The sequence below is a fragment of the Pseudooceanicola onchidii genome (assembly GCF_004959925.1).
Taxonomy (GTDB): Bacteria; Pseudomonadota; Alphaproteobacteria; order Rhodobacterales; family Rhodobacteraceae; genus Pseudooceanicola; species Pseudooceanicola onchidii.
In genome coordinates this window covers 749,531-776,368 of record NZ_SPUW01000003.1, presented here as the reverse complement: position 1 = coordinate 776,368, position 26,838 = coordinate 749,531, and the positions used below count along the sequence as shown (strand labels likewise).

Annotated in this window: 24 protein-coding genes and 1 tRNA gene; 9 read left to right on the top strand and 16 right to left on the bottom strand. The window is 60.8% G+C overall.

Features of this window, described 5'->3' with window-relative positions; all coding sequences use genetic code 11:
* The 3 genes from E4S58_RS16700 to E4S58_RS16685 all read right to left on the bottom strand — a co-directional run bounded on the left by E4S58_RS16700 (position 1) and on the right by E4S58_RS16685 (position 6,247).
* Entirely contained in the window at positions 1 to 2,094 is a 2,094-nt protein-coding gene (locus E4S58_RS16700; protein WP_136637572.1) for a DEAD/DEAH box helicase family protein, read from the bottom strand.
* Positions 2,091 to 5,186, bottom strand: a complete 3,096-nt coding sequence (locus E4S58_RS16695) for a sigma factor-like helix-turn-helix DNA-binding protein (RefSeq protein WP_136637571.1) — start codon at positions 5,184 to 5,186, stop codon at positions 2,091 to 2,093. Before E4S58_RS16695 ends, E4S58_RS16700 begins: the two co-directional genes overlap by 4 nt.
* Positions 5,187 to 5,806: 620 nt before the next feature.
* Positions 5,807 to 6,247: a hypothetical protein gene (locus E4S58_RS16685; protein WP_136637570.1), complete on the bottom strand. Its 441-nt coding sequence runs from the start codon at positions 6,245 to 6,247 to the stop codon at positions 5,807 to 5,809.
* A 57-nt stretch (positions 6,248 to 6,304) separates the two neighbouring features.
* On the opposite strand from E4S58_RS16685, the gene E4S58_RS16680 reads away from it, so the two are divergent.
* The 5 genes from E4S58_RS16680 to E4S58_RS18060 all read left to right on the top strand — a co-directional run bounded on the left by E4S58_RS16680 (position 6,305) and on the right by E4S58_RS18060 (position 8,506).
* Positions 6,305 to 6,763, top strand: coding sequence for a DUF2924 domain-containing protein (locus E4S58_RS16680; protein ID WP_136637569.1), 459 nt, complete (start codon positions 6,305 to 6,307; stop codon positions 6,761 to 6,763).
* A gap of 38 nt (positions 6,764 to 6,801) precedes the next feature.
* Entirely contained in the window at positions 6,802 to 7,338 is a 537-nt protein-coding gene (locus E4S58_RS18130; protein ID WP_338101533.1) for a recombinase family protein, read from the top strand.
* Positions 7,335 to 8,126, top strand: a complete 792-nt coding sequence (locus tag E4S58_RS18125; RefSeq protein ID WP_338101532.1) for a recombinase family protein — start codon at positions 7,335 to 7,337, stop codon at positions 8,124 to 8,126. The genes E4S58_RS18130 and E4S58_RS18125 overlap by 4 nt, the downstream gene beginning before the upstream one ends.
* Complete coding sequence (locus E4S58_RS18065; RefSeq protein WP_240789585.1) at positions 8,123 to 8,296, top strand: hypothetical protein; 174 nt, start codon at positions 8,123 to 8,125, stop codon at positions 8,294 to 8,296. Before E4S58_RS18125 ends, E4S58_RS18065 begins: the two co-directional genes overlap by 4 nt.
* A 69-nt stretch (positions 8,297 to 8,365) precedes the next feature.
* The gene (locus E4S58_RS18060; protein WP_240789584.1) at positions 8,366 to 8,506 is read left to right on the top strand and encodes a hypothetical protein; all 141 of its coding nucleotides are present in this window, start codon (positions 8,366 to 8,368) and stop codon (positions 8,504 to 8,506) included.
* Between the two features lie 12 nt (positions 8,507 to 8,518).
* Here the strand turns inward: E4S58_RS18060 and E4S58_RS16665 are convergent, their stop codons facing one another.
* The 13 genes from E4S58_RS16665 to E4S58_RS16605 all read right to left on the bottom strand — a co-directional run bounded on the left by E4S58_RS16665 (position 8,519) and on the right by E4S58_RS16605 (position 23,339).
* Complete coding sequence (locus E4S58_RS16665) at positions 8,519 to 9,463, bottom strand: metallophosphoesterase (protein ID WP_240789583.1); 945 nt, start codon at positions 9,461 to 9,463, stop codon at positions 8,519 to 8,521.
* 461 nt (positions 9,464 to 9,924) lie between these two features.
* A tRNA-Ser gene (locus E4S58_RS16660) sits at positions 9,925 to 10,014 on the bottom strand.
* A 178-nt stretch (positions 10,015 to 10,192) separates the two neighbouring features.
* Positions 10,193 to 10,843: a DUF1236 domain-containing protein gene (locus tag E4S58_RS16655; RefSeq protein WP_136637567.1), complete on the bottom strand. Its 651-nt coding sequence runs from the start codon at positions 10,841 to 10,843 to the stop codon at positions 10,193 to 10,195.
* A gap of 296 nt (positions 10,844 to 11,139) precedes the next feature.
* The gene (locus E4S58_RS16650) at positions 11,140 to 13,566 is read right to left on the bottom strand and encodes a DUF3772 domain-containing protein (protein WP_136637566.1); all 2,427 of its coding nucleotides are present in this window, start codon (positions 13,564 to 13,566) and stop codon (positions 11,140 to 11,142) included.
* Positions 13,563 to 14,594 (bottom strand): cysteine synthase A, encoded by a 1,032-nt coding sequence (locus E4S58_RS16645; RefSeq protein ID WP_136637565.1) that lies wholly within the window; start codon positions 14,592 to 14,594, stop codon positions 13,563 to 13,565. The genes E4S58_RS16650 and E4S58_RS16645 overlap by 4 nt, the downstream gene beginning before the upstream one ends.
* 55 nt (positions 14,595 to 14,649) lie before the next feature.
* Positions 14,650 to 15,774 carry a gamma-glutamylcyclotransferase gene (locus tag E4S58_RS16640; protein ID WP_136637564.1) on the bottom strand — a complete coding sequence of 375 codons (1,125 nt, stop codon included), beginning with the start codon at positions 15,772 to 15,774 and terminating at the stop codon, positions 14,650 to 14,652.
* Entirely contained in the window at positions 15,759 to 16,214 is a 456-nt protein-coding gene (locus E4S58_RS16635) for a TrgA family protein (RefSeq protein WP_136637563.1), read from the bottom strand. Before E4S58_RS16635 ends, E4S58_RS16640 begins: the two co-directional genes overlap by 16 nt.
* 48 nt (positions 16,215 to 16,262) lie before the next feature.
* Positions 16,263 to 17,471, bottom strand: a complete 1,209-nt coding sequence (locus E4S58_RS16630) for an SAM-dependent methyltransferase (protein WP_136637562.1) — start codon at positions 17,469 to 17,471, stop codon at positions 16,263 to 16,265.
* A 90-nt stretch (positions 17,472 to 17,561) separates the two neighbouring features.
* On the bottom strand, positions 17,562 to 18,971 hold the full coding sequence (locus E4S58_RS16625; protein WP_136637561.1) for a cryptochrome/photolyase family protein: 1,410 nt from the start codon (positions 18,969 to 18,971) through the stop codon (positions 17,562 to 17,564).
* Positions 18,972 to 19,124: 153 nt separating this feature from the next.
* Positions 19,125 to 20,771, bottom strand: coding sequence for a BCCT family transporter (locus tag E4S58_RS16620; protein WP_136637560.1), 1,647 nt, complete (start codon positions 20,769 to 20,771; stop codon positions 19,125 to 19,127).
* A 294-nt stretch (positions 20,772 to 21,065) separates the two neighbouring features.
* Positions 21,066 to 21,575, bottom strand: a complete 510-nt coding sequence (locus E4S58_RS16615; RefSeq protein ID WP_240789582.1) for a DinB family protein — start codon at positions 21,573 to 21,575, stop codon at positions 21,066 to 21,068.
* Positions 21,576 to 21,630: 55 nt separating this feature from the next.
* Positions 21,631 to 22,746: a 3-dehydroquinate synthase gene (aroB, locus tag E4S58_RS16610; RefSeq protein WP_136637559.1), complete on the bottom strand. Its 1,116-nt coding sequence runs from the start codon at positions 22,744 to 22,746 to the stop codon at positions 21,631 to 21,633.
* A complete protein-coding gene (locus E4S58_RS16605; RefSeq protein ID WP_276605911.1) occupies positions 22,743 to 23,339 on the bottom strand; it encodes a shikimate kinase in 597 nt (198 codons plus the stop codon). The genes aroB and E4S58_RS16605 overlap by 4 nt, the downstream gene beginning before the upstream one ends.
* Positions 23,340 to 23,415: 76 nt before the next feature.
* On the opposite strand from E4S58_RS16605, the gene E4S58_RS17955 reads away from it, so the two are divergent.
* The 4 genes from E4S58_RS17955 to E4S58_RS16590 are packed head-to-tail and all read left to right on the top strand — an operon-like array spanning position 23,416 to position 26,789.
* Positions 23,416 to 23,565, top strand: a complete 150-nt coding sequence (locus E4S58_RS17955; RefSeq protein WP_169052703.1) for a hypothetical protein — start codon at positions 23,416 to 23,418, stop codon at positions 23,563 to 23,565.
* On the top strand, positions 23,555 to 25,132 hold the full coding sequence (locus E4S58_RS16600; RefSeq protein ID WP_169052702.1) for a hypothetical protein: 1,578 nt from the start codon (positions 23,555 to 23,557) through the stop codon (positions 25,130 to 25,132). Before E4S58_RS17955 ends, E4S58_RS16600 begins: the two co-directional genes overlap by 11 nt.
* Complete coding sequence (locus E4S58_RS16595) at positions 25,129 to 26,058, top strand: site-specific tyrosine recombinase XerD (RefSeq protein ID WP_136637556.1); 930 nt, start codon at positions 25,129 to 25,131, stop codon at positions 26,056 to 26,058. The genes E4S58_RS16600 and E4S58_RS16595 overlap by 4 nt, the downstream gene beginning before the upstream one ends.
* Positions 26,055 to 26,789 (top strand): hypothetical protein, encoded by a 735-nt coding sequence (locus E4S58_RS16590; RefSeq protein WP_136637555.1) that lies wholly within the window; start codon positions 26,055 to 26,057, stop codon positions 26,787 to 26,789. Before E4S58_RS16595 ends, E4S58_RS16590 begins: the two co-directional genes overlap by 4 nt.
* Positions 26,790 to 26,838: the final 49 nt, after the last annotated feature.

The following is a 26,838-nucleotide window of genomic DNA, read 5'->3' as shown; positions in this document are numbered from 1 at the left end:
TCACAGATGTAGGAGGTGTAGCTTGGACTTTATGTCATTCAGCTGGCTAAGTGCTTCACCTTTGTTTAACGCCATATTGGCAAATTCGTTTACTCGGTCCATTTCTTTGGCCACCAAGTTCCTTTCTAATTTTGAGACCGCACCGTTGCCATCTCTAAGTTCTTCAAGATCCGGCACAGCAATGAAGTCGTATATTGCAGCCTCAGTTTTTCCCGGAGATTTCCTAAGCACTCGCCCTCTTCTTTGGATAAACTGCCGAGGATTTGTCGAAGATGCCAGAATGTAGGCGGTTTCTGTCCGGGGCACGTCAACACCTTCATCAAGGCATCGAATGGCGGCGAGCACTTGAAGCTCGCCGCTGGTAAACTCTTCGAGAAGGACCTTGCGTTCGTCCGTGTTTTCGTCGGCAGTAAACTTGTTTGCCCGCATCTTAAGATCACGACCAACGAGCCTAACCACTTGCTCGATCTGCCGCTCTCCATCCTCTTTGGCATCGCCACAATAGACCAAATTGTATGAAGAGTCAGACCTCTCTGCGAGCAAGCCTTTGAGCAAATCCGTTTTGCTACTTAACTTTGAAACAAGCCTCGCTCTTTTTATCAAGAGAGTCTTGAGAACGTCATTTAGCTCATTGTCGTCACTCGCGCTTCGAGCGTATGCTTTCGCGATCTTATCAGATAAGTCTTTGTACTCAGCCATTTCGTCTTCAGAAAACGGCGAAAGAATCGGATAGTAACGATATGGACAAAGAAATCCACGGCCAATGGCATCCCTCAGACTAAACTCGAAAATTGGTTTTCCAAAGAAGTCTTCAATGGCCTTTGTTCCCACCTCGTCTCCATGGCGAACCGGCGTCGCAGACAAACCCATACGAAACGAACAATTTTCTGGCAGGTGTTGGCTGTAGTAGGGCGCGCCTAAATTGTGAACCTCATCCGCGATCAACAATGAATTTCGAGGTAGTTTTTCGAGAAGTTCTTGAAAAGCTAGGCTTGAAAATGTGTCGTTAACGGCGACAAATACGACAGTGTTTTCAAGATTGGCTTTTTGATTTATGATTTTTTTTTCGGCAGCCCGGATCCATTTATTCACCCCCCCGTAGCATAGAACTGGTGAAAAATTGAAACTTCGTGCCTCCTCGATCCATTGGTCGGCCAAATGCTGATAAGGGACTGTTATGACAATAGCCAAACTATTTCTCGTATCTTCCGCTCGGTTGGCGATACGGGAAGCAGCGGACAGAGCCGTAACAGTCTTTCCTGAACCAGTTGCCATGGCGAACAAGCCGCGCCCCTTGTTTTTTAGCCAAGCATCGACTGCATCTTCTTGATAGTCGCGCAATTTGTCATGTTCGTCTAACAAGTAGCGCGGGGGGCCATAGTGCGGCCAACGTTCTGATCTTATACGATACGGCCTAGATGCCGAGTGGGTATGCTCAATGTATTTTGAGAGCACCTTCTCTGAAGCCAAGTAGATTTGAATGTTAGGGTCCAGTCCAGACCACATATTCTCGAAGTCTTGCTCAATCTCTTCGATCCGCGCAGTAGCCTCTTCAGACCTCTGTCCATCGTATATGTCGATTTTTTCCCAATTGGTTTTTGCAGCAGCGGTGTGGTTATAGCTTCCGCTGAACCCGATTTTGCTACCTTGAGAGTCCGAGAACACCCCCATCTTTGCATGCATCATTCCAGAGAGAGATGATTTTGGGATGGCCACTCGAAATTCCATAATGTAGTCTCGTATCATCCAGGAGATCACGGACCGAGTATCCGATTGGAGCTCTTCAAAAAGGCGCTCAAACGATTGTTCGATAAGACTCTCAGTGTGCGCTTCAGAGTTCCCCGTCTGGAGAACGGAAAAGTCTTCTTCACTCAGAATTGGAGAGACTATCCATCTTACTTTTCCTCCATTTAGCGCGAATTTCGCTATACCGGCTGCAGCATCTCGCACCCAGTTGCTGGAGAAAAAGCCTACCGCCACGTCGTAGGTTTGCGCACACGACAGCACTGGATTGAAGAACGTCACTATTGGGTCCGAGCTGGTCGTTCGAACGGACAAGGGAAGCTGCAGATCTTGAAATAACCGATTGCTCATTCAAAATCCGACAAAATATCCGAAATTAGATCCAGTTCCCCGTCGACAACGTCGCCAGAACTATCCCACTCTTCGCGAGGCATCTTAAAGCGAAAATCGACTTTCTTTAGGCGCTTCTCAAATTCCGAAAGGTTGCTTTCGGCGAGTAAGCTCCCTGAAAAGCTTCCGTTGATTTGGTCCTCAATTGCGTCTTGAAACTTTCGCTCGTACGCAAGCGTAAGCTCATCTACGTCAAGCAGGCTAATCCGGTCTTCGTTTCTAGATATGCAATGTTGTTTTTGAACGAACGAGATCAAAGTTGGCATTGGTATATCGATCCCGATTGAACGCAAGCGCACATTCAAAACAGGGAATGTAGTCTCCCCAGGCAAGAGAGATAGTATGATTGCATTGAGCAGTTTGGTTGCTTTCTCCTCACCTCCCAAGACACGGTCTTGCATGTCAAAGTGCCCACGCGATGAAGCAATAATTTCTGGGTTTTTAATAAGCGAGAATGAAATTGATGTATCCATAACCTCGCGAGTTGACGAAATTCGCCTCTTTATTTCTGAGATGGATAGTGGGCCGTGCGTTCTGACTAGATCTTCGATGGTGTCATCAAGAAGCTCAAACTGCCCCTGAAATTGTGGGTCGAGAAGCCCAATCATTAGGCCACGACGGCAATCAAATCTCTTGTCATCTTGGCAGATGCCTAGAAGCATATAGGGACTTAACACGTTGCAAATTTGATCATCCATGCGCGGCAAAATTAATCGAAACAAAACCTTGGCTGAAATGAAATTGTTTTCCCCTAGAAGAACAGCTTCGCTTGCATCTCGGACTTCTACAATTTCACTGGGCGAGAGTTTGATGTTTTCATAGAGATCATAGGCCCCTCTATCTACGATAAGAGCCTCTTCTAATCTTTGGAGTGACGCGCTTATCGCATGTACGGATATTTTTTCTCTGAATACAATGTTGTGTCGGGCTTCTAGTTCATTCAATTGCAGTGCATGTCCGGCGGTGCGCAACAAGATGACGAGACGGGTAGAGGCGGACAAGCCTGATATTTTTTCAATTTTGTCCCCGAATATTACTGCATTGAAGTTAGTCTGCAATTCTCTTTGAATGGCCTCCCTCGACAAATGTGGGAGGACATTGCTTAGGTAGGTCACGGTGATCGGCCACTTCGCTCCTTGGATTGCCTGCTTAATGCCTTGACTAACTGAGACATCAAGGGAGCTATGTTTCGAAAGATCAGAAACGGCTTCCTCAACCTCGTCCTCAGTAAGTTCAGAAGAAACCCAGATGAGAAGACCACTGGGGAGAGTGCGTTGAGTGGAAAACGCCTGAAGGTATTTTTCAATCTCGTTGAAGACAACGTCTATGGCCAATATCGTTCGGCCAGACAGCTTCCACTGCCAACCTTGTAGCATCTGCTCGGTGACAACATCGCCTGAAGTAGAGAGCTCATTCCAAATACCACTTGACTTAATCCCCAAATACAATTGCATGGCATAAACAATCGCGGGCGTTTCTAGCTTGTGCTTTGCTTTAACTTCAATTTGCCGTATCCTTTCTCGTGTGACGTCATACCGCTCGGCAATTACTTCCAGTGTTTGTTTGGATTGGGTTCTGATGCCAAACCTGCTTTCAAGAATGTCCAATTCTCTGTTAGTCAGAGCATCGTTCAATAGCCTGTCGAAAGTGGCGTTAGGGCGTTCGACCAGTTCAGTATGAACATCATAATCAAATGACGCACGCTGAGCTACTTCGAGGGTTGAGATTTTTCCGTCTTCCCACGCCCGCGAAACTTTGTTTGCTGCGTCCTCAATGATGTCTGGGCTTACACCTGTCGCACTGTTCAATATGATGATTTCGCAGAGCACTTCTGATTGGTCGTCATCAATTCCAACCAATCTGAACACTACAGCGACTGCCTGTTTTACGCGACTTTTCAATTCCCTGACAGTAGACCTTCCGGTACCTTGATGCTGAAGAGCTTGATGCTCTAATTCATTGAGATTTCTAATTGCCCAACCAAGACCTCGATTGTAAGGGGCCAAAGTTTCATCCATTTTTTTTAGGAGCGTCTTAAGTCGTGGTGAAGATGGGGTGCTACTTACTAAATGCAAAAAATCAAATGAATTTAGGGATTTCATCAGGCCTTCAACATTTCCTGTTTCCCGCGCCCCTCCTGCCAGAAGATGAATTTCCCGTTCAGAATCGGCGGCTGGGGTTGGGATGAAATTCGTGAGGACCTCCTCGAGCTCATTGACGGATCTATTGCCTATGTTCTTCAACCTTCTGAAACGCTCGCGACGTACCGATGGTGGTAAATTCAGATAATCCTCCACTGTGCTTACTGGAAGACTGTTCGCATCCGAGGCGAGATTCAACGCATTGCTAAGCCGTACGGACACTCCGTATGCGAGCACATACTCCAGTAGGTTTGTATTTCTATCCGTTTCACGCGGACAGGATGAGGCATCAGGTTTCATTACCCGTTCATTTTGAAAATTTTCCTCAAGTTGATCTCGCTTGTCGTGTTCAGCATCGATTGCTCTTTGGGGCTGAATTATACTAGCGGCCTCACCAGCTTCTTTTTCCGAGGCCTTTCTTAAGATTTCGACCGTGGCCTCGTCTGCCTCGCAAAATACCCTATCTTGATCTTCCAAAGGGAGAGCAGTCGTCACTTGAGCAACATGTTCTCCTTGGATGAGATCACCTCGAGCGGATCCCGGCGCTTCGTCACGAGTGTGGCAGTCACCTACATTTGTCTCGTTATCATCAATTTCCTCCGGGTCCCCAGCATATGATTCAGCAGCATCGAGTATTTTCCTCACGCGCATGCGGAGCTCGCGCGCTCGTATAGTTTTGCGGTTTTCCAGTTCTTCAAATAAGGTTTTGAGCGTTTTTTTATCGCCCTGAATGGTCGGCAGTAGTCTCTCGAGATCTTCGATCTTTTTGTTAAAGAAAGGGCGCGATGGCTTGTCTGGTTCGACCACCTCATTGGCGGTCCGTATGTGGGCGTGAGTGCTTTCTGCCTTCTCACCCAAGGTCGAAGAGCTTTCAGATTTCCTGATACCAAAAATCCGTTTCCAAGCCTTCAAGCGAGCTCTCCTTAAGTGCCTTCCTTCCACTAAACTACTTCGTCGTCAGCGAAGGTGCCTTGATCTACTACAAGTAACCCACAAGTGGTTGGGTCGCTACCGCATTTTTTTGCCAACTTTCTGGTGAACATATCATTTTTTCCCTTCTGCCCTTGACCTAGTATCAGTGCGTACTGAGTTCAGCTGGATGGCGCCGATCCGGCGACCGAAGCTAGATGCTTTCATGGATCATATTGATTATTGGCTTGCCGCGGATATCCACGGCACCCACGCACCTGTTCTCGCAAGACAGCGTAGTCACCCATCATCTCGACGAGAGCCGACTCCTCCGGCAGCGTCACAAGATCCTCGGCCGCACGCGCTTGAAACACCCTGCTGTATTCCACAACCGGCGGACACGCTGCCACGCCAACAGCATCAAAACCCGCCGTTGCGCAGCCGGTCAAGCAGCTCGTTGCGTTTACGAGGACGGCGAACCGCCGCCCCGAGCGTCTGAAAGCAGGTCGACTCCATTCTTCAGATACGCCACAGATGCATCAGCGACTTCAGTTTCGCTCAGTTCGCCTGTTCGTTTAATTGCAGATCCAGGCTTGGCGATCCACGCCGTAAGCTGATCATCTTCACTCATTTTTTTCATTTCTGGTTAGCCTGCGTACTGGATGCAATTTCTCGATGCTTAACCACTGCAGAGCGAGGTAGCCTTTAGTCATAGCTAACCGCTTGTCATAAGCGCTGCCAAGATTGCATTTGGGAAAAGACTGATTTCGTTTAGTTCCGCAGTCCCGATCTCCGACATGCACGCCCTCCTGCGCAGGAACACGACAACTCGTTGTTTTAACTTGAAATCCCTTCCGCATCGCGGCCACCACCGGACAAAACAGCTCCTGAGGTTCGCCCGCCATGCCAGACACCAACGTCAATTTTGCCCCGCCAGCTGAAACGCTCACCACCAATGAGCGGCTAGCGGAACTCGCCCAGATCCTCGCTGCAGCCGTGGATCGCGCCAACCCTCCGACAATAAACGACAATTCTGCGAACGACGGAGACAGTTCGCTGGACATTCTCGCCCCTGTTCGCCGTCGTCGTCACCAGTTGCGAACCCGAGTTGGATACGAGAAATGACGAAAACCAAAACGAAATCAGTAGGAAAGAAAGCAGGCTTTGGCCCTGCGCAGGTCCGCGCTGTCCTGGCGGACTTGGTAGCGCTGAAGGCCATGACCGTGCCGAAACTGCGCGAGAAATGGGCGGCGATCTTTGACTCGCCCGCGCCAAATACAAGCCGCCAGAATCTCGAGTTGCGGCTGGGCTACCGCATCCAAGAACTGGCCCTTGGCGGCATAGGACGCGATGCGCGGCGGACGCTGGTCGCTCTGGCATCGGAGGTGGCCTCCGGCGAACCCGGACAGATGGTGTCCGATCCGCGCCGCCCAATGCCGGGCACCAAGTTGGTCCGCGAATGGAACGGTGTCGAGCACACCGTCACCGTCTTGACGAAGGGCTTTGAGTGGCAGGGTCGCCGATTCAAATCGCTTTCCGGCGCGGCGCGAGCCATCACCGGCGCGAACTGGAATGGCTAGAAGTTCTTCGGCTTTACCCCACGCCCGAGGATCAGCAAATGACGCGCCAAACACAGCCACAATCGCCCCGTCGCCTGCGCTGCGCGATCTACACCCGCAAGTCCAGCGAGGAAGGGCTCGACATGGAGTTCAACAGTCTCGACGCCCAGCGGGAGGCTTGCGAGGCCTATATCGCCAGCCAGAAGGCCGAGGGTTGGGTCTGCCTGCGCGACAAATATGATGACGGTGGCTTCTCCGGCGGCACGCTGGAGAGGCCCGCGCTGAAGGACCTGATCGCCGACATCGAGGACGGGCTAATCGACATCGTCGTGGTCTACAAGATCGACCGCCTCAGCCGCGCGCTGATGGATTTCTCCAAGCTTGTCGAGATCTTCGACAGGCACGGCGTCACCTTTGTATCCGTCACGCAGTCCTTCAACACCACGACGTCCATGGGACGGCTGACACTGAACATCCTGCTCAGCTTCGCCCAATTCGAACGCGAAGTCATTGGTGAGCGGATCCGCGACAAGGTCGCGGCGTCCCACAAGAAGGGCATCTGGATGGTGGTCCGGTGCCGCTGGGTTACTACGTGAAAGACCGCAAGCTGATCGTGGACCCGGACGAGGCCGAGGCGGTGCGGACGATCTTCGCGCTCTATGCCCGGTCCATTTCCACGGCGCAGGTGGTCCGCGAGTTGGACGCACGCGGGATCCTGACAAAGACCGGCAGACCCTACGACAAGACCTCGCTGCTCAAGACGCTGCACAACAAGGTCTATCGCGGCCTCGCGGTCCACAAGGGCACCGCCTATCCCGGCGAGCACGACGCGATCATCGACGAAAAGCTCTGGGACGAGGTGCATGCGGTGATCGCGAACAACCGGTATCTTAGGAAGGCTGCGGCTCAGGAACCTTCACCGGCGCTGCTGCGCGGGCTGATCTTCACCGAGACCGGCGTGGCCATGACTCCGCATCACACCAAGAAAGGCACGCGCCGCTATCGCTACTATGTCTCGATGGACGTGATCAAGAAACGCCCCAAGGCCGAGCTCCGTGGACCGCAGCGGTTGCCGGGCGGCATGGTCGAGGATGCCGTGGTCGGCGAAATCCGCCGCCTGCTGCGCACGCCAGAGGTTACCGCGCGGGTATCGCGGACCCTGCGCAAGGATCGGCCAGACCTCGGCGAGGCGGACATCAGCGCCTCGCTCACCCAGTTCGACGAGATGTGGAACGCGCTGATCCCGGCCGAGCAGGCGCGCGTGGTCAAACTTCTGGTGACCCGGGTCACCGCCAGCGAGGCCGGATTGGCGGTCGACCTCCAACATGAAGGCTTGGGCGCGATTGCCGCGCTGATGGCCCCGGCCAAGCCGGAGGTGGCGTGATGGCAGAGCCAGAAACCCTGCGCGTCCACATCCCGCTCACAATGCGTAATCGCGGCGGCCGCCCCCGCATCCTGCCGCCCAAGGAGATCGAGGTGGCCATGGATCGCGGCCAGGACGCCCGCCTGCTGCGCGCTATCGGCCGCGCTTGGGCCTGGCGGCATAGGCTCTAGTGCGGCGACGTCAACACCATCGCCGATCTCGCCAGAGAGGAAGGCATCTCCGACCGTTATATCAGCCGCGTGATCCGGCTGGCATGGCTCGCACCCACCGTGCTGGAACGGCTGGTCCTGCGGCGCGAACCCACCGTGCTGTCGATCTTCGACCTCTGCAGCGTCGCGGAACTGCCATGGATTGAGCAGCCGGAAAAGGTTTTCGATTGAGGGCCACCCGCTCTAACTGATCGCCGGATGCACCCGGATCTTGTCCCTCGAAAGCGGTCGGGCCGGGTCGGACAGATCATAAGACACCAATGGGCCGTCCTTACCTGCAGAATAGTCGAGACAAAGCGCATTCGACGCCTGCAGGACCGGGTTGCCACTCAGCCAGTAATGCCCGAAGAACACCGGTCGCGCAGTGGCTGGATAGGTCTGTGCCGAAAGCGTCTCCGGCAAGTTTTCGTCAGGCAGGTCCTCAATTGATGGCACAGAGATCGCCATGTCGCGCCAGGTGCGAGCGGTCGCGTTCCACCATTGCAGGCGCACATGATACCGCTCCGTCCCGTCCTTGTCCGTGAACGACCAGCCATCGGGTAGCTGCTGCTCCGGCCCTTTGGTGATTTGCTCAGCCAGTAAGAACATCTCGTCGGCCTCTTTGCGATCTGCAGCCCGGATCAGCTGATCCTCGGTCAATACACCATTCCCGGTCAGCGTCTTGAGCCGATCCATTGAGGCGTCAATCCAACAGGTGTGCACGGCACGAAACCCCTCCACCTCCAGAAACAGAGGCAGGCTGCGCATCCAGTCCAGAACGTCACGCGTCTGCGGATCGCCGGGCGGGAACTGGTCTAGGAAAGTCTTATGCTGTCTGATGTTCTTGGGCGAATGCGCACGAAGCGGTTGGCCATCGTCGGGGTGCGTCGTGTGGAAATTCAGCGCGTTGAGTTCATGATTACCCATGATCGCCTTGGCCTTGCCAACATCGACAAGTTCACGGACGGTCTTGAGAACAGCCCGATTGTCCGGCCCACGGTCGATGAAGTCTCCAAGAAAGACAATCTGTCGATCCGGCTCCGGATGGGTCCATCCGAGCGAGCGCCGCCGCCACCCCAGTCCAGCGAGGGCAGCTTCGAGTTTGGCGGATTGGCCGTGGGTGTCTGGAATGATGTCAAATGGGTTCATGCGGTCATTCTGGGATTGTTCTCGGCTTTTGGTTTGGCGCAGCCTCCGCATCGACCTGAACCAATCTGAGGTTCTTGAACGCTAGCGGTGCCAAAATCGTTTGTCATCAGCGGTTTCGGTGAGTGAATGGGATGCGAACCAACCCCAGCAATCCGCCTGCTTACGCTGGCATCCCGAGCAACGCGCCTACCGCGTGTTCCGTCTACGTTGCCATTGTTACCTTTCGGATCGCCGATTTGGGTTTTGGCGGGGCTCAGAAGCAGGTCATTGAAAAGTGATGGCAAAAATGGACCGAACCGGAACGGGCGAGTTTCGCCCAAACTGAGACTGAGGGCCATTCTGAGCCCTACTTCGGCCATGCCGCTCGTCTATGAGGTTCGGTCGGTTCCCGCAAACCCCTTTGATAATACGGAAAAATCCGTGCCCGTCAGGGCGGTGTCACTGGTTCGCAATGTGTATAATGGCGGAGAGGAAGGGATTCGAACCCTCGAGACGGTTCCCCGCCTACACACTTTCCAGGCGTGCGCCTTCGACCACTCGGCCACCTCTCCGACGCCGCTCTTACACAAAGCGCAGCAGGGGGTTCAACCCGATTTTTGCCCCGATCGCCCAAAGTGACAAAAAATATTCATGCAAGGCCGCGCGCCCTTCGGCCAACCTGCCCCCGTACACCAAAAAAGGCCCGCCCCCCGGGATGGGGACGGGCCTTCGTCATGGTGTCAGCCAGGTTTACCGGACGACTTGAACGATGGTGCGGTCCTGGTCGACCAGCACCGGGTTGCCGTTCAGGTAGACATAGCGGTAGTCGCTGTCCGGCACGGTCACCAGCTCGACCTCCTGCGGGATACCTGCGCCCACAGCGACTTCACCGTTGACGTAGACGGTCGGCGTCGGGTTCGAGGTGACGTAGGTCACGGTCTTCTCGGGCACGGTCGCCGCGGCCAGCGCGCCACCAAGTGCGGCGGTGCCGGCAACGGCGACGGGGCCACCGATCACGGACATGGCCAGCGCGCCGGCGGTCAGACCACCAATGGCAGCGGCCTTTTCACGGTCGCCTTCGTTCACTTCGACGGTCTCCACGGCGATCTTGTCGACGTTGTCGTAGATCACGACGGGCTGGCTATCCAGCGACGCGGTCAGGTAGGGGCTGTAGGCCCAGCCCTCGGTGCCTTCGTAGTTCACCTTGCACCAGGATGCGTCGGTCGTGCATTCGTTGACCTGGACCATGGCTTCGGCCGGGATCACGTCGACGATTTCGCCGCGGACGTCGGGCAGCGACCGCAGGTTCAGGTCGGTCGTGGCGGTTGCGTCGGTGGACGCCAGGGCCGTGGTGGCGGTCAGGATGGCGGCAGTGCTGAGGCCGGCGATCTTGGTATACATGGGTCTTTCTCCTGTTCTGATGCGGCACGCGGGGGGCGTGCCGGGCGCGGGCCGCAGCCCGTCGCGTCTGGCCTGAACAACCGGAGAGAGTGGCGGAAGTTCCGGAGAAAACTTTTCTTTTCAAGGCATGAGCAGAGTTCGGCTCATATCGGCAAGGCCACGTCCGCCAAGGACGGAACCCCGCGGATAAACCGATTTTCGCAATAAGATCAGAATACTAATATGGCCAGCCGCCAAACAGATGCCCCGCGGCGCCGCATGGGATGTCGCCGGACACACCGAAAACCGACGTGCGCCTAACGGTCGGCGTCACCGCCCGCATCGCCTGAATCCCCGCCCTGCCCCGGCAGATCTTCGGGCGACAGCTGCGCTTTCGCAGCGCGTACCTCGCTTGGGGCGGGCGGCGTCGGATCCGAGGGAGGCGGCGCGCCGCGCAGCGCCTCGGGGTTGCGCAGCCAGAGGTCGTGCTGGGCAAACGGGATCTCGATCCCCTCGGCCGCCAGACGTTCGTAGATCTGGTGGTTCATCTCGGTCTGCACGACGAGGATCGCGGTGACATCGCGCAGGATCGCCCGGACCTCGAAATCCAGGCTCGAGGCCCCGAACCCCTTGAACAGCACGAAGGGCGGCGGATTGAGCAGAACCTGCGGCTGCGCCTCGGCGACCTCCTGCAGGATCTGTTCGACCTTGCGGGTGTCGACACCATAGGCCACGCCCACGGGCACGATGATCCGCCCGACCATGTTGCCCCGGGTCCAGTTCGTGACCGTGCCCGACACCAGATCGGCATTCGGTACGATCACGTCGGTCCGGTCGAAGGTCTCGATCCTTGTCGAGCGGACCGAGATGTCGCGCACGAAGCCCATCTGGCCGCCGACCTGGATCCAGTCGCCGATGGCGATCGGCCGTTCGATCAGAAGGATGATGCCGGAGACGAAGTTCGACACGATGTTCTGAAGGCCAAAGCCGATTCCGACCGACAGCGCACCGGCGACGATGGCCAGCGACGACAGGTCGAGCCCCGCAGCCGTCACCGCGATCAGCGCGGCGATGAAGATGCCCACGTACCCCATGCCCGAGGCGACGGCATTCTGCCCCCCGGCGTCCAGCCGCGTCTTGGGCAGGACCGAGGTGCGCAGCGCGCTCTGGATCAGGCGGGTGGCGACGTAGCCGATGGCGAAGACGATGACGAAGGTCAGGAAATCCGCCGGGCTGATCCGCGTGCCACCGATGCTGAAGCCTTCGGTGAAACGCGACCAGATCTCGATCAGATCCGTGACCCGTGCGCCCCAGATCAACGCGAAGACCGGGATCGACAGCAACACGATCGCAAAGCCTGCCAACACCGGCGTCAGCGCCTCGTTCACGCCTTCGCGGTTGCGGGTGAAGAGGATGTAGACCTCGTTCACAAGGCGCTGCAGCACGACGATCAGCGCCAGAAGCATCAGGGTCGAGATCGTCGGGAAGACCAGTGCCTCGCCCGCGTTGAAATAGCCGATCCCCGCCAGCACCGGCCCGGCAATGGCCAGAACCACCACGCCGCGCGACAGCAGCGACAGGATGCGCGACCGGAAATCGGGCTCCTCTCCGTCCGTTCCGTCGCTGCGGGCGTGCCGCATCAGCAGCAACGCCAGCCGGACCAGCGCGACACCGGCCAGAACGATCAGCGGAAAGTTGACGACGCTGATGACCTCGGGTGGCCAACCGGCCTGATCGGCGATCGACCGGACCGGCACCGACAGGAACAGCACGAAGCCCAGCATGGACGCGTGGAACCGCCCCTCGACCCGGCCCGCGCCTTCGACAGCGATCGGACCCTCGTAGACGGTGGTTCGGGGGAACATGCGCCCGCCCAGCCAGCGGGCCGCGAAGAACAGGAAGCCGGCCGCGGGCAGCGCCTGCATCAGGGTCTCTCCGCGTCGTCCAAGCATCCCGGTCATCTGGGCGGCCATCGACAGCAGCAGAAGCCCGAGAACCGGCAACAGGATCTGGCCAAGCGACACGGCCAGACCGGCCAGCCAGCGTTCGGCGGTCCGTTCGCGTTCCTGCAGCCGCGTGGCCAGCGTTTCGACCCAATGGCGCCCGCGCAGCACAAGAATACCGGCAAGCACCAGAAGCCCCAGGACCATCGGCAGGTTGCGCTGGAACAGCGTGCGGCGCGTTTCGGTCGTCCAGTTCGACCGGATGTCCGTCACCATGCGGTAGAAATAGTCGACCACCGCCTCGGCCGAGGACGGCCAGTTCACCGGGTTCAGCGGCGACGGTCCGATCTCGAACAGCTGGTTGGTCTGGCGTTCGCGCAGCACCTTGTCGATCTGCTGGATCAGCGCGTCCGCCCGGCTATAGGCGACCTCGGCCCGCTGCACCGGGGCGCGCAGGTCATTGAGCCTGCTGGTCAGCGTCTCGCGCTGCCGTGCGGTTTCGGGCGGTTCGTCCCCGGTTTCCGGCTTTTCGCCAAGTGCCGCGATCTGGGCCTGCGCCGCCGCGATCTGGGGCGCGTTGACCGACTGGGCCGCCTGAAATCGGCCGCGCCAGGCATCCAGATCGGCCCGCAGAGCCTCGAACGCCTGGTCCGAGGCCTGGGCGTCTTCCACGGCACTTTCGGCCCGCAGCGCGACGGTATTCCAGGCGTCGTAATCCGGGGTCGTCTGCGCAAGAACGGCCCCCGTCAGGAAAACGAGGGCCGCAAGAATTTGGAAAAGCCGGAGAACGGCGCGCATCATTCGGAAAAGACGCCGGGGATCGACTTTGGCGACTGGGTCAGCCAGCCCGGCACCGGAAGGTTCTTTTCGCGCAGGAACGACGGATTGAACAGCTTGGACTGATAGCGCGTGCCATAATCGCACAGGATCGTCACGATCGTGTGGCCCGGCCCCATCTCTTTCGCCATCCGCACCGCGCCTGCGATGTTGATGCCAGAAGATCCACCGACGCAAAGTCCTTCGTCCGACAGCAGGTCGAAGACGTAAGGCAGCGCCTCTTCGTCCGGCACCTGGTACATCATGTCGGGCCGGAAGCCTTCGAGGTTGGCGGTGATCCGCCCCTGCCCGATGCCTTCGGTGATCGACCCGCCTTCCGGCTTGGCCTCGCCGTCGCGGTACAGCGAATAGACCCCCGACCCCATGGGATCGGCCAGCCCGACCTTCACGCCCTTCGGCTGAAGCGCCATGCCGACGCCGGCCAGCGTCCCACCAGACCCGACCGAGGCGACAAAGCCGTCGACCTTGCCGCCGGTCTGATCCCAGATCTCGGGACCGGTGCCGTCGATGTGGGCCTGCCGGTTCGCGGTATTGTCGAACTGGTTGGCCCATACGGCGCCGTGCGGTTCGGTCTTGGCCAGTTCGGCCGCCAGCCGTTCGGAATAGCGGACATAGTTGTTGGGGTTCTTGTAGGGCACGGCCGGAACCTGCACCAACTGCGCCCCGGCCAAGCGGATCATGTCCTTCTTTTCCTGGCTCTGCGTTTCCGGAATCACGATCACGGTCTTGAACCCCATGGAGGCCCCGACCAGCGCCAGCCCGATCCCGGTGTTCCCGGCGGTGCCTTCGACGATGGTGCCGCCCGGTTCCAGCTGACCCTTGGCGATGGCGTCCTTGATGATCCACAGCGCGGCGCGGTCCTTGACGGACTGGCCGGGGTTCAGGAACTCCGCCTTGCCCAGAATGGTACAGCCCGTTTCCTCGCTGACGCGACGCAGCTTGATCAGCGGCGTGTTCCCGACGGCATGAGCCAGATCCTCGGCGAATTGCATGGACTGTCCTTTCCAGATCATATGCAAAAACACATAGACTTAGCCCGAAGGCAACTCAACCCGAGGCGCGCAGATGAGGACGTTCGCGCGAAAGCCAGGTCAGGGCAAGAACAAGCGGAATGTTGTTCGCCTCTCCTCTGGACAGAAGGTCCTCGGCCTGCGCCCAGGTCAGAACATGGGTCCGGATGTCCTCGTGCTCCGTGGCCACGCCATGGCGCCCTTCGGACCCGTCGGGTAGATCACACAAGCCGCAGTAAATGTGGAAATATTCGGTCGAATAGCCCGGTGTCGGATAGCCCGACCCGATCTTGATCAGGCGACCAAGCGTGATCCCGGCCTCTTCCTCGGCCTCGCGGCGCATGCAGTCCTCGGCACTTTCGCCCGGATCGATCCGTCCTGCGACGGGCTCCAGCATCCAGGGATAGCGCGCGCCCCGCGCCCAGGGCCCCATGCGGAACTGTTCGACCAGCAGGATCCGGTCGCGCACCGGGTCATAGGGCAGCACGATGGCCGCATCGGCCGACAGGAAGACCTCGCGGGTGATGGCGTCGGACATGCCGCCAGAAAACGTCGGATGCCGCAGGTTGACCGTCTCGGTCACGAAATACCCCGCATGATCCGCAGCCCGCTGGTTGACCACGACCTGATCCCCGGTCTGATCCCAGCCGACCTTCGGCGCAGACATCTGCCCCGCATCGACCCGGCCATGTGCCCGCGCCTCGACCTGGCCGCGTCGGAACTGCAACGCAGGTCCGGCGAAACGCCCCATGTAGCCCATGATCTCGGCCGCGCCAAAAATCGCCCGGGCCGACGCCTTTTCGACCCAGGTGTCCAGCGACCATTCCCCCGCGGGCGACCAGTCCTGCACCTCGGGCACGAACAGTTTGGCGGGATGGTCCGCCCCGTCGATATGCACGGTGACATCCCGCAGGACATAACCGAAGGCATCCTCGTAATGGACCAACCGGTCCAGCACTTCGGGCGTCACCTCAACCACTTCGCCCTGGGCGACCTGTCCGGGTTCTTCGATCAGGATGGGAAAGACCTGCCCCGCGACACCATGCACCTGCCACCCTGGCAACTGCGCGGGACGCGTCGGCACCGCCTGCCCCGCCACCGCCTCAAGCAGCGGAGGATGGCGCAGCGTTCCGAACAGGAAGACCCTTACCGGCCCGGCCATTTCGACCCTGCCATATGCGCGATGATGCCGGTGATCGCGCCGCCGAAGACCAGCCAGACGATCACGTCGGTGTCGGACATCGTCTGCAGATGTTCCGTCACGATCGGATACAGGCCATAGATCACCCGCATCGGGTCATGGAAGGTCCGGTGCATCGCGATCTCAAAGCTTTCCCAAGCCGACACGATCAGCAGAACCCAGAACACCGTCATTGCCATGGCCGACAACCCCACGCCGATCGCATTGGCATAGCCCAGCCTTCCGCGATCCGCCCTGAGACCCAGGATCTTCCAGCCGCAGAGCGCGCCGACCACGACACACAGCGGCACGAAGACACCGAAGTCGGGCTCGTCAGGCATGAGTTGTTTGATCAGACCGCTTACAACCCAAGCGATAAAAGCGATGCACAGGGCAGAGATGATCCGCGCAGCCGTTGGCATTGTGACCTCTTTGGTTCGGAGGGCCTGGCCAGGCTGCTCGGGGCCGGATCAGGCGGGGCGTGTTATGGTTATTTGTGTGACATCACAATTACCTCCCTCGAACGCGGCCGCGCAAGAGGTAAGGTAAAAGTTCCACATCCGCCGGAACCGGTCATCGAATCCCAGCTTCTGGATCCCGTCCCACTTCTGGTTGAACGTCTCGTGCCACCGGCGCAGCGTCTGCGAATAGCTGGGCCCGAATTCGATGGACTTGACGACCTGCATGCCCGCCCGCTCGACCTCGGCGCGCAGAACCTTGGGACTGGGCAGCATGCCGCCCGGGAAGATGTATTTCTGGATGAAATCGACACCCCGGCGATAGGTTTCCCACCTGCGGTCCTGCACGGTGATGATCTGCAAGGTTGCCGACCGCCCCGGCCGCAGCCGGTCGCGGACGGTTTCGAAATAGACGGGCCAGTACTTCTCGCCCACGGCCTCGAACATCTCGATGCTGGCGATGCCGTCATAGCTGCCGGTTTCGTCGCGATAGTCCTGAAGCTTGAAATCTACCATGTCGGAAAGCCCCGCCTTTTCAATGCGGTCCCGGGCATAGCTCAACTGTTCCTTCGACAGGGTCAATCCGGTGACCTTCAGCCCCCGTTCCTTGGCCGCATATTCCGCAAACCCGCCCCAGCCACAGCCGATCTCAAGCACATGATCGCCCGGCTGAACGCCCATCTGGTCGACCATGCTTTTGTATTTTGCGATCTGCGCCGCCTCAAGGCTCTCCTGCCCGGTGCTGAACAGAGCCGAGGAATAGGTCATCGTATCGTCCAGCCACATCCCGTAGAAATCGTTGCCGAGGTCGTAGTGGTACGAGATGTTCTTCTTGGCCTGCGCCCGCGTGTTCGAATTCATCCAGTGCCGCAGCCGTTCATAGGCCCGCACCAGGCCCATGCCCGGGAACCCGTCGTAAAGTTCGTCATTGCCTGCATGCAACAGGTCGAGAAAGGCCTGCAGGTCCGGGCTGGTCCACCATTCTTCCAGGTAGGCATCGCAAAACCCAAGGTCGCCCTCGCGGACAAGCCGCGCGAAGATCTCGGGGTTGTGCACGTGCAGCTCGGCCACGGGACCGGGGCGCGCGCCCTCGGCCCGAAAGATGCGACCGTCGGGAAGATGGAAATCCAGCCGCCCCACGGGCATGTCCGAGGCCATGTCAAAGACCCGCGCGAAGTAGCGGGGAAGGTCTTTCTGGCCGGTTGTTTCGGTCAGGATCATCGCGGGAACTCCCTGATTATTGGGAAAAGTGTACCCCGATCCACTGTCCGGGCAAGCTTTTGGTTAAGAATTCGTGAATGTGACAGGCGTTCAGTCTGATTTCAGGGCCCCGTAAGCCTCGAGCGCCCGCTCGCGGCCCACGTCCAGCGCAACGACCGGATCGGGGTAGTCGTCGCTGGCCGACATGCCCCAGCTTGCCGGGATGGCGTCGAAATAGCTCAGCGCGGTCTCGGTCGGGCTGGTGTCGCCCTCGGCGATCCAGCGGCGGCGATAGACGCCCTCGGGGTCGAACTTCTCAAGCTGCGTCGCGGGGTTGAATACGCGGAAATAGGGCGCCGCATCCGGGCCACATCCCGCCACCCACTGCCACCCCATGGCGTTCGACGCCGGATCCCAATCAGTCAGGCAGTCCTCGAACCACGCCTGCCCGACGCGCCAATGCACCATCAGATGCTTGGTCAGATACGACGCCACGACCATGCGCGCACGGTTGTGCATGCGGCCGGTCACATACATCTCGCGCAGCGCCGCATCGACGAAGGCCACCCCGGTCCGCCCCTGCTTCCACGCCTTGACCTCGCGCTTGCGCTCATCCTCGTCCCAGGGGAAATCATCCCACTCCTCGCGCCAGTTGGCCTCGACGATCCGGGGGGTGTGGTACATCAGGTGATAGGCGAACTCGCGCCAGACGACCTCCTTGCGGAAATGCTCGGCCCCCGCCTTGCCATCGGCTTCGCCACGCAGCGCGGAATGCCACAGCTGCCGGGGCGATATCTCTCCATAGGTCAGGTATTCGGACATCCCCGAGGTCGCCTCCTCGCCCGGGAAATCGCGCCGTGCCTTGTAGTCCTCCATCCGGTGCGCCGAAAACGCCGACAACCGCGCCCGCGCGCTCTGCTCTCCGGGGTCGCAATGCGCCGCCACGATCGCCGCCCCCCGCCGCATCGCAGCCCCCATGGCCCAATCGTCCAGCGCGTCGCTGTCGGGCCAGCTCTCTGGCGCCTGGAGCTCCGGCGCCGACAGAACCGCCGGAACCTCACGATCCTTCACCGACCGCCAGTAGGGGGAATAGACCTTGTACATGCCACCCTGCTGCGTCTCGACCTCCCAGGGTTCAAAGATCAGGTGGCCGGCAAAGCTCTCGGCCTCGATATCCGCCTCGCGCAGCGCCGACTTGACCCGGGTATCCCGTTCGATCGCCTCTGGATCATAGAGCCGCGACCAGTAGACCGCGCCCGCGCCCGTCTCCGCCACCAGCTCCTCCAGAACCTCGCGCGCCGGACCCCGCCGCAGGATCAGCCGCGATCCCGCCGCCTTAAGCGCCGCCGCAAAGGCCCCAAGCCCCTGCCCCAACCGCCACTTCGGGGCCGCGCCAAGGTTGGCCACGCTGTCGTCATGGATGAAGACGGGAATCACCGCGCCGCGCTTTGCCGCCGCAACAAGCGCCGGATGGTCGGTCAGCCGCAGATCGCGCCTGAACCACAGGATGGTCGGGGTCATTCGTCGTCCTCTTTATCATGGTACGTAGCCCGCCTCGGGCCGGATCAACGAAAAACAGGGGGCACCTGGCCCCCCGCTTCATCTTGCCGGAAATACTCCGGGGTGCCGGGATCGAAGGTCCCGGCAGGGGCAGAGCCCCTTCGCCGGTTTGCCTCAGCTGCGGCGTTCGGACATGAGCCCACGCCAGATCGCCCAGCACATCAGCAGCAGCACGATCGTGAAGGGCAGCCCCGTCGAAATCACCATGGATTGCAGCGACGAAAGCCCGCCCGCCGACAGCAGCAGCACGATGGCCACCGCGCCTTCGAAGACGCACCAGAACACCCGCTGCGGCACCGGCGCATCGACCTTGCCGCCTGCCGTGATCGTGTCGATCACCAGCGACCCGGAATCCGACGAGGTCACGAAGAAGACGATGACCAGGATGATCCCGATGAACGAGGTGATCGAAGCCAGCGGCAGTTCGTCCAGCATCTTGAACAGCTTCAGCTCCAACGGTGCATCCTGCGCCGCGGTGTAGCCGTCCTGCACGACCTGCTGGATCGCCACGCCACCGAAGACCGACATCCACAGAACGCAGACGAGGCTCGGGATCAGCAGCACGCAGATCACGAATTCCCGCACGGTGCGGCCCCGCGACACGCGCGCGATGAACATGCCCACGAACGGTGACCAGGAAATCCACCAGGCCCAGTAGAACGAGGTCCAGCCCTGCATGAAGTTGACGTCCTCGCGCCCCACGGGGTTCGACAGCGCCGGCAGGTATTCGACATAGGCCACCAGGTAATCGGCAAAGCCCGTCAGGATGGCCAGCGTCGGCCCGGCGATCAGCACGAAGATCAGCAGCAGGAAGGCAAGCCCCATGTTGATTTCCGACAGCACCTTCACGCCACCGTCCAGGCCCCGCAGGACCGAGATCAGGGCGATGGCGGTGATGGCCGAAATCAGGATCACCTCGGTCGAGGGGCCGACCGGCACGCCGAACAACTCGTTCAGACCGGCGTTGGCCTGCGTCGCCCCGAAGCCAAGCGACGTCGCGAGGCCAAAGAGCGTGGCAAAGACCGCCAGCGTGTCGATGACGTGACCCCACCAGCCCCAGACGCGATCCCCGAGGATCGGGTAGAAGGCCGACCGGATCGTCAGCGGCAGACCCTTGTTATAGCTGAACAGGGCCAGCGCCAGCGCCACGACCGCATAAATCGCCCAGGGGTGCAGACCCCAGTGGAAGATCGTCGCCGCCATGCCCAGGCGGATCGCCTCGGCCTCATCGCCAGCCGCCGCGCCAAGCGGTGCCCAGTCGGTGCGCACGCCGCCTTCCGAGGCGACGCCGCCCAGGGAGGAGGAGAAGTGGCTCATCGGTTCGGACACGCCGTAGAACATCAGCCCGATGCCCATGCCGGCCGCGAACAGCATCGCGAACCAGCCGATGTAGGTGTAATCCGGCGTGGCATCCGCCCCGCCCAGCCGCACCGATCCGACGGGTGTCACGATCAGCAGCAGGCAGAACAGCACAAAGATGTTGGCCGCGCCAAGGAAGAACCAGTCAAAGCCCTTCGTCACGGCGCCGAACATCCACGAGAACGCCGCCCCCGCCTGTTCCGGCAGCGCCAGCGTGTAGAAGACAAAGGCCACGATGGCGAGGCCCGAGACAAGGAACACCGGGTTGTGGATGTCGAAGCCGAAGGGCCCGACCGATCCACCGATGTTGTCCTGTCCTATTTCGTAATCCGTCTCGATGACATCCGCCGCGCCCTCTGGCGCGGGTATGCCCTGAGCGGTGGTTTCCTGTTCGTCTGACATTGATATCCCCAGTTCCACCGGGACTATGCCCGGAATGTTTGGTGCCCAGCCCGGATCTCTGCCCGGGTCAAAGGGCCTTGCGGACGGCCCCGGAACAGGGCCGACCGCACCGGGAATGCTAGGGCAAAAGTCCCTGATTTCACAGGTGAGAGCGGCGAAAAACGGCGATAAAGCGACATTGCATGTCGCAACTAGGACACAACATCCGGGCCCGCGCGCAGCTGCATCAGCGGGTCACGCGTCCTAACAAGACGCCTTAAAACCGAACCACAAATATCTGATCTAAAACGACATTCAAAGATCAGGCATCAGGAAAAGATCGGTCGCTTCCGTGGTCACGCCCGCCGCCGTCAGCATCGCGTGGATCTGCCCGCGGTGGTGGGTCTGGTGATTGAAAAAATGCGTCAGGATCAACGCCATGGGCTTGCTCAACTCGGCCTTGGCGGCCCCGGAATACCACTGCAGGTTTCCTTCAAGGTCCACGCGCGTCAGCCGTTTCGCGTAAAGCGTCAGGCGGGCGTCCACCCGGTGCCGTTCGGCCGCCCAGGCGGCATAGGTCGGGCACAGGCGCAGCCCCTCGGCCGCGGAACAGCCCGGCCCTTCGCCGCCGTCGAGCCGGGCGAGCCAGGTCAGATCACCCCACAGAAGGTGGTTCGCCGTCGCCAGGATCGACCCGAAGAAAGCGCCCCTGTCCTCGGTCAGCGCGGCGGCCGGCAGGCTTTCCATGCCACGCGCCATCGCCGCGTTCTGCCAGCTGTTGTAACGGGCCATCATGCGGACCCAGTCGGTCGTAATCAGGCTCATTCCGATCCCCCTGTTCCCGCGCAGTCTGCCCTTGCGGAAACGGATCTGGCAAGCCTCAGTGACGGGCAGAGAGTTGATCTTGCAGCACTTGCACAACCATGTCGCGCGGCGCCCCCTTGGTCACGAAGGCATCCCCGATACCCCGCGCCAGGATGAACCGGATCTCTCCGTCGACCACCTTCTTGTCCTGTCCCATGAGGTCATAAAGCGTCTCGGCCGTGGGCAGATCGCCGGGGATGTCGGCCAGATCGACCTTCATGCCCATGTCCCGCAGGTGCGCCCGGACCCGCGACGGATCTTCCTGCGCGCAAAGCCCCAACCGCGCCGACAGTTCGAACGCCAGCGCACAGCCGATCGCCACCCCTTCGCCATGCAGCAGCCGGTCGGAATAGCCCGTCGCCGCCTCGAGCGCGTGACAGAAGGTATGGCCCAGGTTCAGAAGCGCCCGGTCGCCCTGTTCGGTTTCGTCCCGCGCGACGATGTCGGCCTTCATCTGGCACGACCGGGTGACCGCCGCGATCCGCGCCGTCCTGTCCCCCTGCGCCATCGCGGGCGCATTGCCTTCAAGCCAGTCGAAAAACCCCGCATCGCCCAGAAGTCCGTATTTAACGACCTCGCCATACCCGGCAAGAAAGTCCCGCCTGGCCAGGGTTTCCAGCGCCCCGGTGTCCGCCAGCACAAGCGAGGGCTGGTGGAACGCGCCGATCAGGTTCTTGCCCTGGGGCGCGTTGATTCCCGTCTTGCCGCCGACCGAACTGTCGACCTGCGCCAAAAGCGTCGTCGGCACCTGCACGAAACGCACGCCCCGGCGCAGCACGGCGGCGGCAAATCCGGCCAGATCCCCGATCACCCCGCCACCAAGCGCGACCACGACATCGCGACGTTCAATCTTTTGCTCAAGCAGCCATTCGACCGCGCGCGAAAACTGCGGCCAGCCCTTGGTCGCCTCGCCCGCAGGCAGCGCCAGCGCGACCGAGGCGATGCCCGCCGCCTCAAGCCCGGCCTGAAGCGCGGGCAACTGCGCCTGCGCCACGGTCTCATCCGTCAGGATCGCAACCCGGGGGCGCGGCAGCAGCGGCGCGATATGCGCCCCCGCTTCGGCCAGCAGCCCCTCGCCAATCAGGATGTCGTAGGATCTGTCACCCAGATCGACATGCACGGTCTCTCTCATGCGTCCTCCATCACGTCGGCCCGGGCCTTGATCGCGGCGATCACCTTGTCGGCCATGTCCTGCACGGCCAGCCCGGGTTCCGACCGGACCGTCAGATCGGCCTGCGCATAGACCGGCACTCGGGATTCATACAGCGATTTCAATGTTCCGTAGGGATCGGGCGTTTTCAGAAGCGGTCGGGTCTCGCGATGTTTCACCCGGCTCCAGAGCAGGTCGAGATCGGCATTCAGCCAGACCGCCAGACCGCGTTCGGTGATCAGCTTGCGGTTCTTCGGCGCAAGATAGGCCCCGCCGCCGGTCGACAGCACGCAGGGCGCGCCATCCAGAAGACGCTGGATCACTTCGCTTTCCCGGGCACGGAAAAAGGCTTCGCCATCGCGTGCGAAGATCTCGGCGATGGTCATGGCCGCCGCCTCTTCGATCTCGTGGTCGCTGTCCAGGAAAGGCACGTCCAACGACGCGGCCAGCGCGCGCCCGACAGCCGTCTTGCCCGCCCCCATCATGCCGACCATGACAATGGTTTTCTTAAGCCGTCCGCCCATGACCGCCCGGTGTGCCTCCTGCCCCTGTCCGCAGCAATTTCCGCAGTTCACAGTTGAATGACGTGATCTTGTGGAAAAGGCCAGCTATATTGCCGGAAAAAGACCGGGCGAAAGAGGCAGTCCCATAATGCTTAGAATACTGAAGTGGTTGTTCTTTCTGATTGTTCTCGGGGCAATCGGCCTGACCGGCTACGCCTATGTCGGCCCCTACTTCGGCGTCGACTTCACCCCGGACAAGGTCGAGATTCGCGAACCGATGGTTCTGGATGCGGAATAGATCGGCAGCAATCCACCGATACGCCCCGGCCCTTGTCCTTGCCATGCTGCTGGCCCAATCGCCGATCGCGGTGCAGGCCGAACAGCCGATGTCCGCCATCGACTGGCTTGAGCCCGGCGCAGGCCTGTCGGCCCTGTCGGCGCCGCCCCGCATCACGGGTCCGGGCACCGATGAACCCGCCGTGGCGGAATCGGTCACGATCCCGCAGGTGACGACCTCGGCGCTGGATGCGCCCCGTATCGGTGCCACCGGGCTTCTGCCACGTTCGGTCACCGGCCTGCCCGCCGACCTCTGGCAGGCATCGCAGGGCGCGCGGCTGGCCCGCCTGCTGGGTCGCATGGACGTCGCCCCCTATCCGGCGATGCAGTCGCTGTTCTATACCCTGTTGCTGGCCGAAGCCGATCCGCCGATGGACGATGGCGACGGCCTGTCCTTCCTGGTCGCACGTATCGATGCGCTGACCGTGCTGGGTGCCGTCGATCCGGCCCTGGCCCTGGCGGAACGCGCCGATCCCCTGTCCGACCCGCTGCTTTTTTCGCGCTGGTTCGACCTCACCCTGCTCAGCGGCGATGAAAACCGCGCCTGCACCGCCATGACCGCCCGCCCGACGCTTGCGCCGTCGGTCGCCGCGCTGGCCTTCTGCCGCGCGCGCCTGGGCGATTGGGACACCGCCGCGCTGACCTTCGGCAGCGCCGCGGCCCTGGGCGACATGCCCCAGGCCGAGGAACGCCTGCTGCGGCTCTATCTCGATCCCGACCTGGCCGAGGAAACCCCGCCCCTGCCGCCGCCCGCGCGCATTACGCCGCTCGCCTTCCGCCTGACCGAATCGATCGGCCAGCCCGTGCCCTCGACCGGGCTGCCGCGCGCCTATGCCATGTCGGACCTGCGCGGCATTTCCGGCTGGAAGGCCGAGATCGAGGCCGCCGAAAGGCTGGCCCGCAGCGGCGCGCTGGCCGAGAACCGGCTGCTCGGGATCTACACCGCCCGCGATCCGGCCGCGTCAGGCGGCATCTGGGACCGGGTCGACCTGGTCCAGAAACTTGATGCGGCGATCGGCGCCGGGGATCCCGCCCGCATCACCGAGGTCCTGCCCGACGCCTGGGCCGCCATCGCCGAAGCACAGCTTGAGCTGCCCTTCGCCCGGCTCTGGGGGGCCCGCCTGGCTGCTATGACGCTGGACGGCCCCGCCGCACGGACCGCCTTCGACATCGCGCTGCTCAGCCCCGAATACGAAACCCTGGCGCGCAGCCTGACCCCCGCGACGGACCGCGACCGGTTCCTGCTGTCCCTGGCCGCAGGCACACCGTCCGAGGCGACGGACAGCCAGTCGGCCGCCGTGGCACGGGGTTTTTCTGCCGAAACTGACGTGCCGCCCTCGCTGCGCCTGACCATCCAGCAGAACCAGCTGGGCGAGGCGATCCTGGCCGCCATGGACCTTTACCTCTCTGGCGCCCGCGGAGAGACCAAGGACATCGCCCCCGCACTGGCCACCCTGCGCGCCGTCGGGCTTGAGGACGCCGCGCGCCGGGCCGCCCTGCAACTGCTGATCCTGGAACGTCGGGCATGAGCGCGGACCGCTGGATTTCCACCTTCCTCGAGGCGCAGTCGGCCGAGGCCGGGGCCGCCCGCAACACCCTGCTGGGGTATGGCCGCGACCTGACCGACTATGCCGGATGGCTCGATCACCGGGGCGGCTGCGTCACCCGGGCCGTGCGCGCCGACGTCGAAGCCTACCTGACCGATTGCGACGCCCAGGGCCTGTCCGCCGCAACCCGCGCGCGGCGGCTCTCGGCGATCCGCCAGCTTTACCGCTTCGCTTTCGAGGAAGGCTGGCGCACCGACAACCCGGCCATCGAGATCCGCGGCCCCGGCCGGGCCAAGCGCCTGCCCAAGACCCTGACCGTCGAAGAGGTCACCCGGCTGCTGGACGCCGCGCGCAACCAGGGCCGGACCGAGGCCGACCGCCTGCGCAACACCTGCCTGATGGAACTGCTCTACGCCACCGGCATGCGCGTGACCGAGCTTGTCTCGCTGCCCCTCGCCGCCGCCAAGGGCGATCCGCGGATGTTGCTGATCCGGGGCAAGGGCGGCAAGGAACGCATGGTCCCCCTGTCGCCGCCGGCCCGCGATGCACTGGCGCAATGGCTCGCCGAACGCGAGGCGCAGGACGATGCCCTGCCGCGCGGCGCCCAGCCCTCGCGGTTCCTGTTCCCGACCAGCAGCGCCCAGGGCCACCTGACCCGCCACCGCTTCTACATCCTGATCAAGGAAATCGCCGTCGCCGCCGGGGTCACCCCCGCCAAGGTCACGCCCCACACCCTGCGCCACGCCTTCGCGACGCACCTTCTGGAAAACGGCGCCGACCTGCGCGCGATCCAGACTTTGCTTGGCCACGCCGACCTCGCCACGACCGAGATCTACACCCACGTTCTGGAACATCGCCTGAAGGAACTGGTCGAAACGCATCATCCGTTGAACCGGGGGGTACCATGATCCGCCGTCACCTACTCCGTGCCGCTTTCGCCGCTCTTTTTCCCGTGACGGCTTTGGCCGACACTGGCGAGCTACGGATGTTCGGCTGTGTCGTGAACGGCCGAGCCGAAACCTTCGCTTTTCACGAAACGGCGGGAAAACCGCGCCTGTACGGCGCCCCGCAGGCCATCGTGACAAGCGAGCACGGCACTTTCTCGGTGATGGACGGGTCGACACTCATGCAGATTGAGGGCGCGGATCTCTTGGTGATCGACGACGGCGAACCAATGCGGGGAACCTGCGCCGAGGTCACAGGGCTGTTCGAGAAAATTTTTTTAGAGAAGCTTGTTCAGGCTGCGGCGGGTGAAGGGCCGGATGCGAATAGTGCCATGAATGTCTTGGATCGACTTGCGAGGCTAAGAGCCTTCAACCGACGGCTAATGAGCCAACTGGACACGCTTCGAGAGCAGAATGATACCAAAGAGACTTCAAATGCATCGCTTCTGGCAGAACTCGCAATTCTGGCTGATAAGCATCTAGATGAAATTGCGCGTAAAGACGCGGAGATCGAACGCCTACGTGACGTCGGCTCTGCACCCGCCAATTGCGGATCAAACTTTCCAGAGATCCTCAGGATGATTGAAACGAGCGTTGCTGCCAGTCTTCAAGGTGAACCTACCCGCTCCAAGTCGGAAACCACGGCTGCGGCAGTCCGCCGACAGATCGACAAACTTCGCGACACTTGCAGCTGAGGTGTCGTAACCACACTTGTCGATACCTCCCGAATTGAGGCATCTAAGC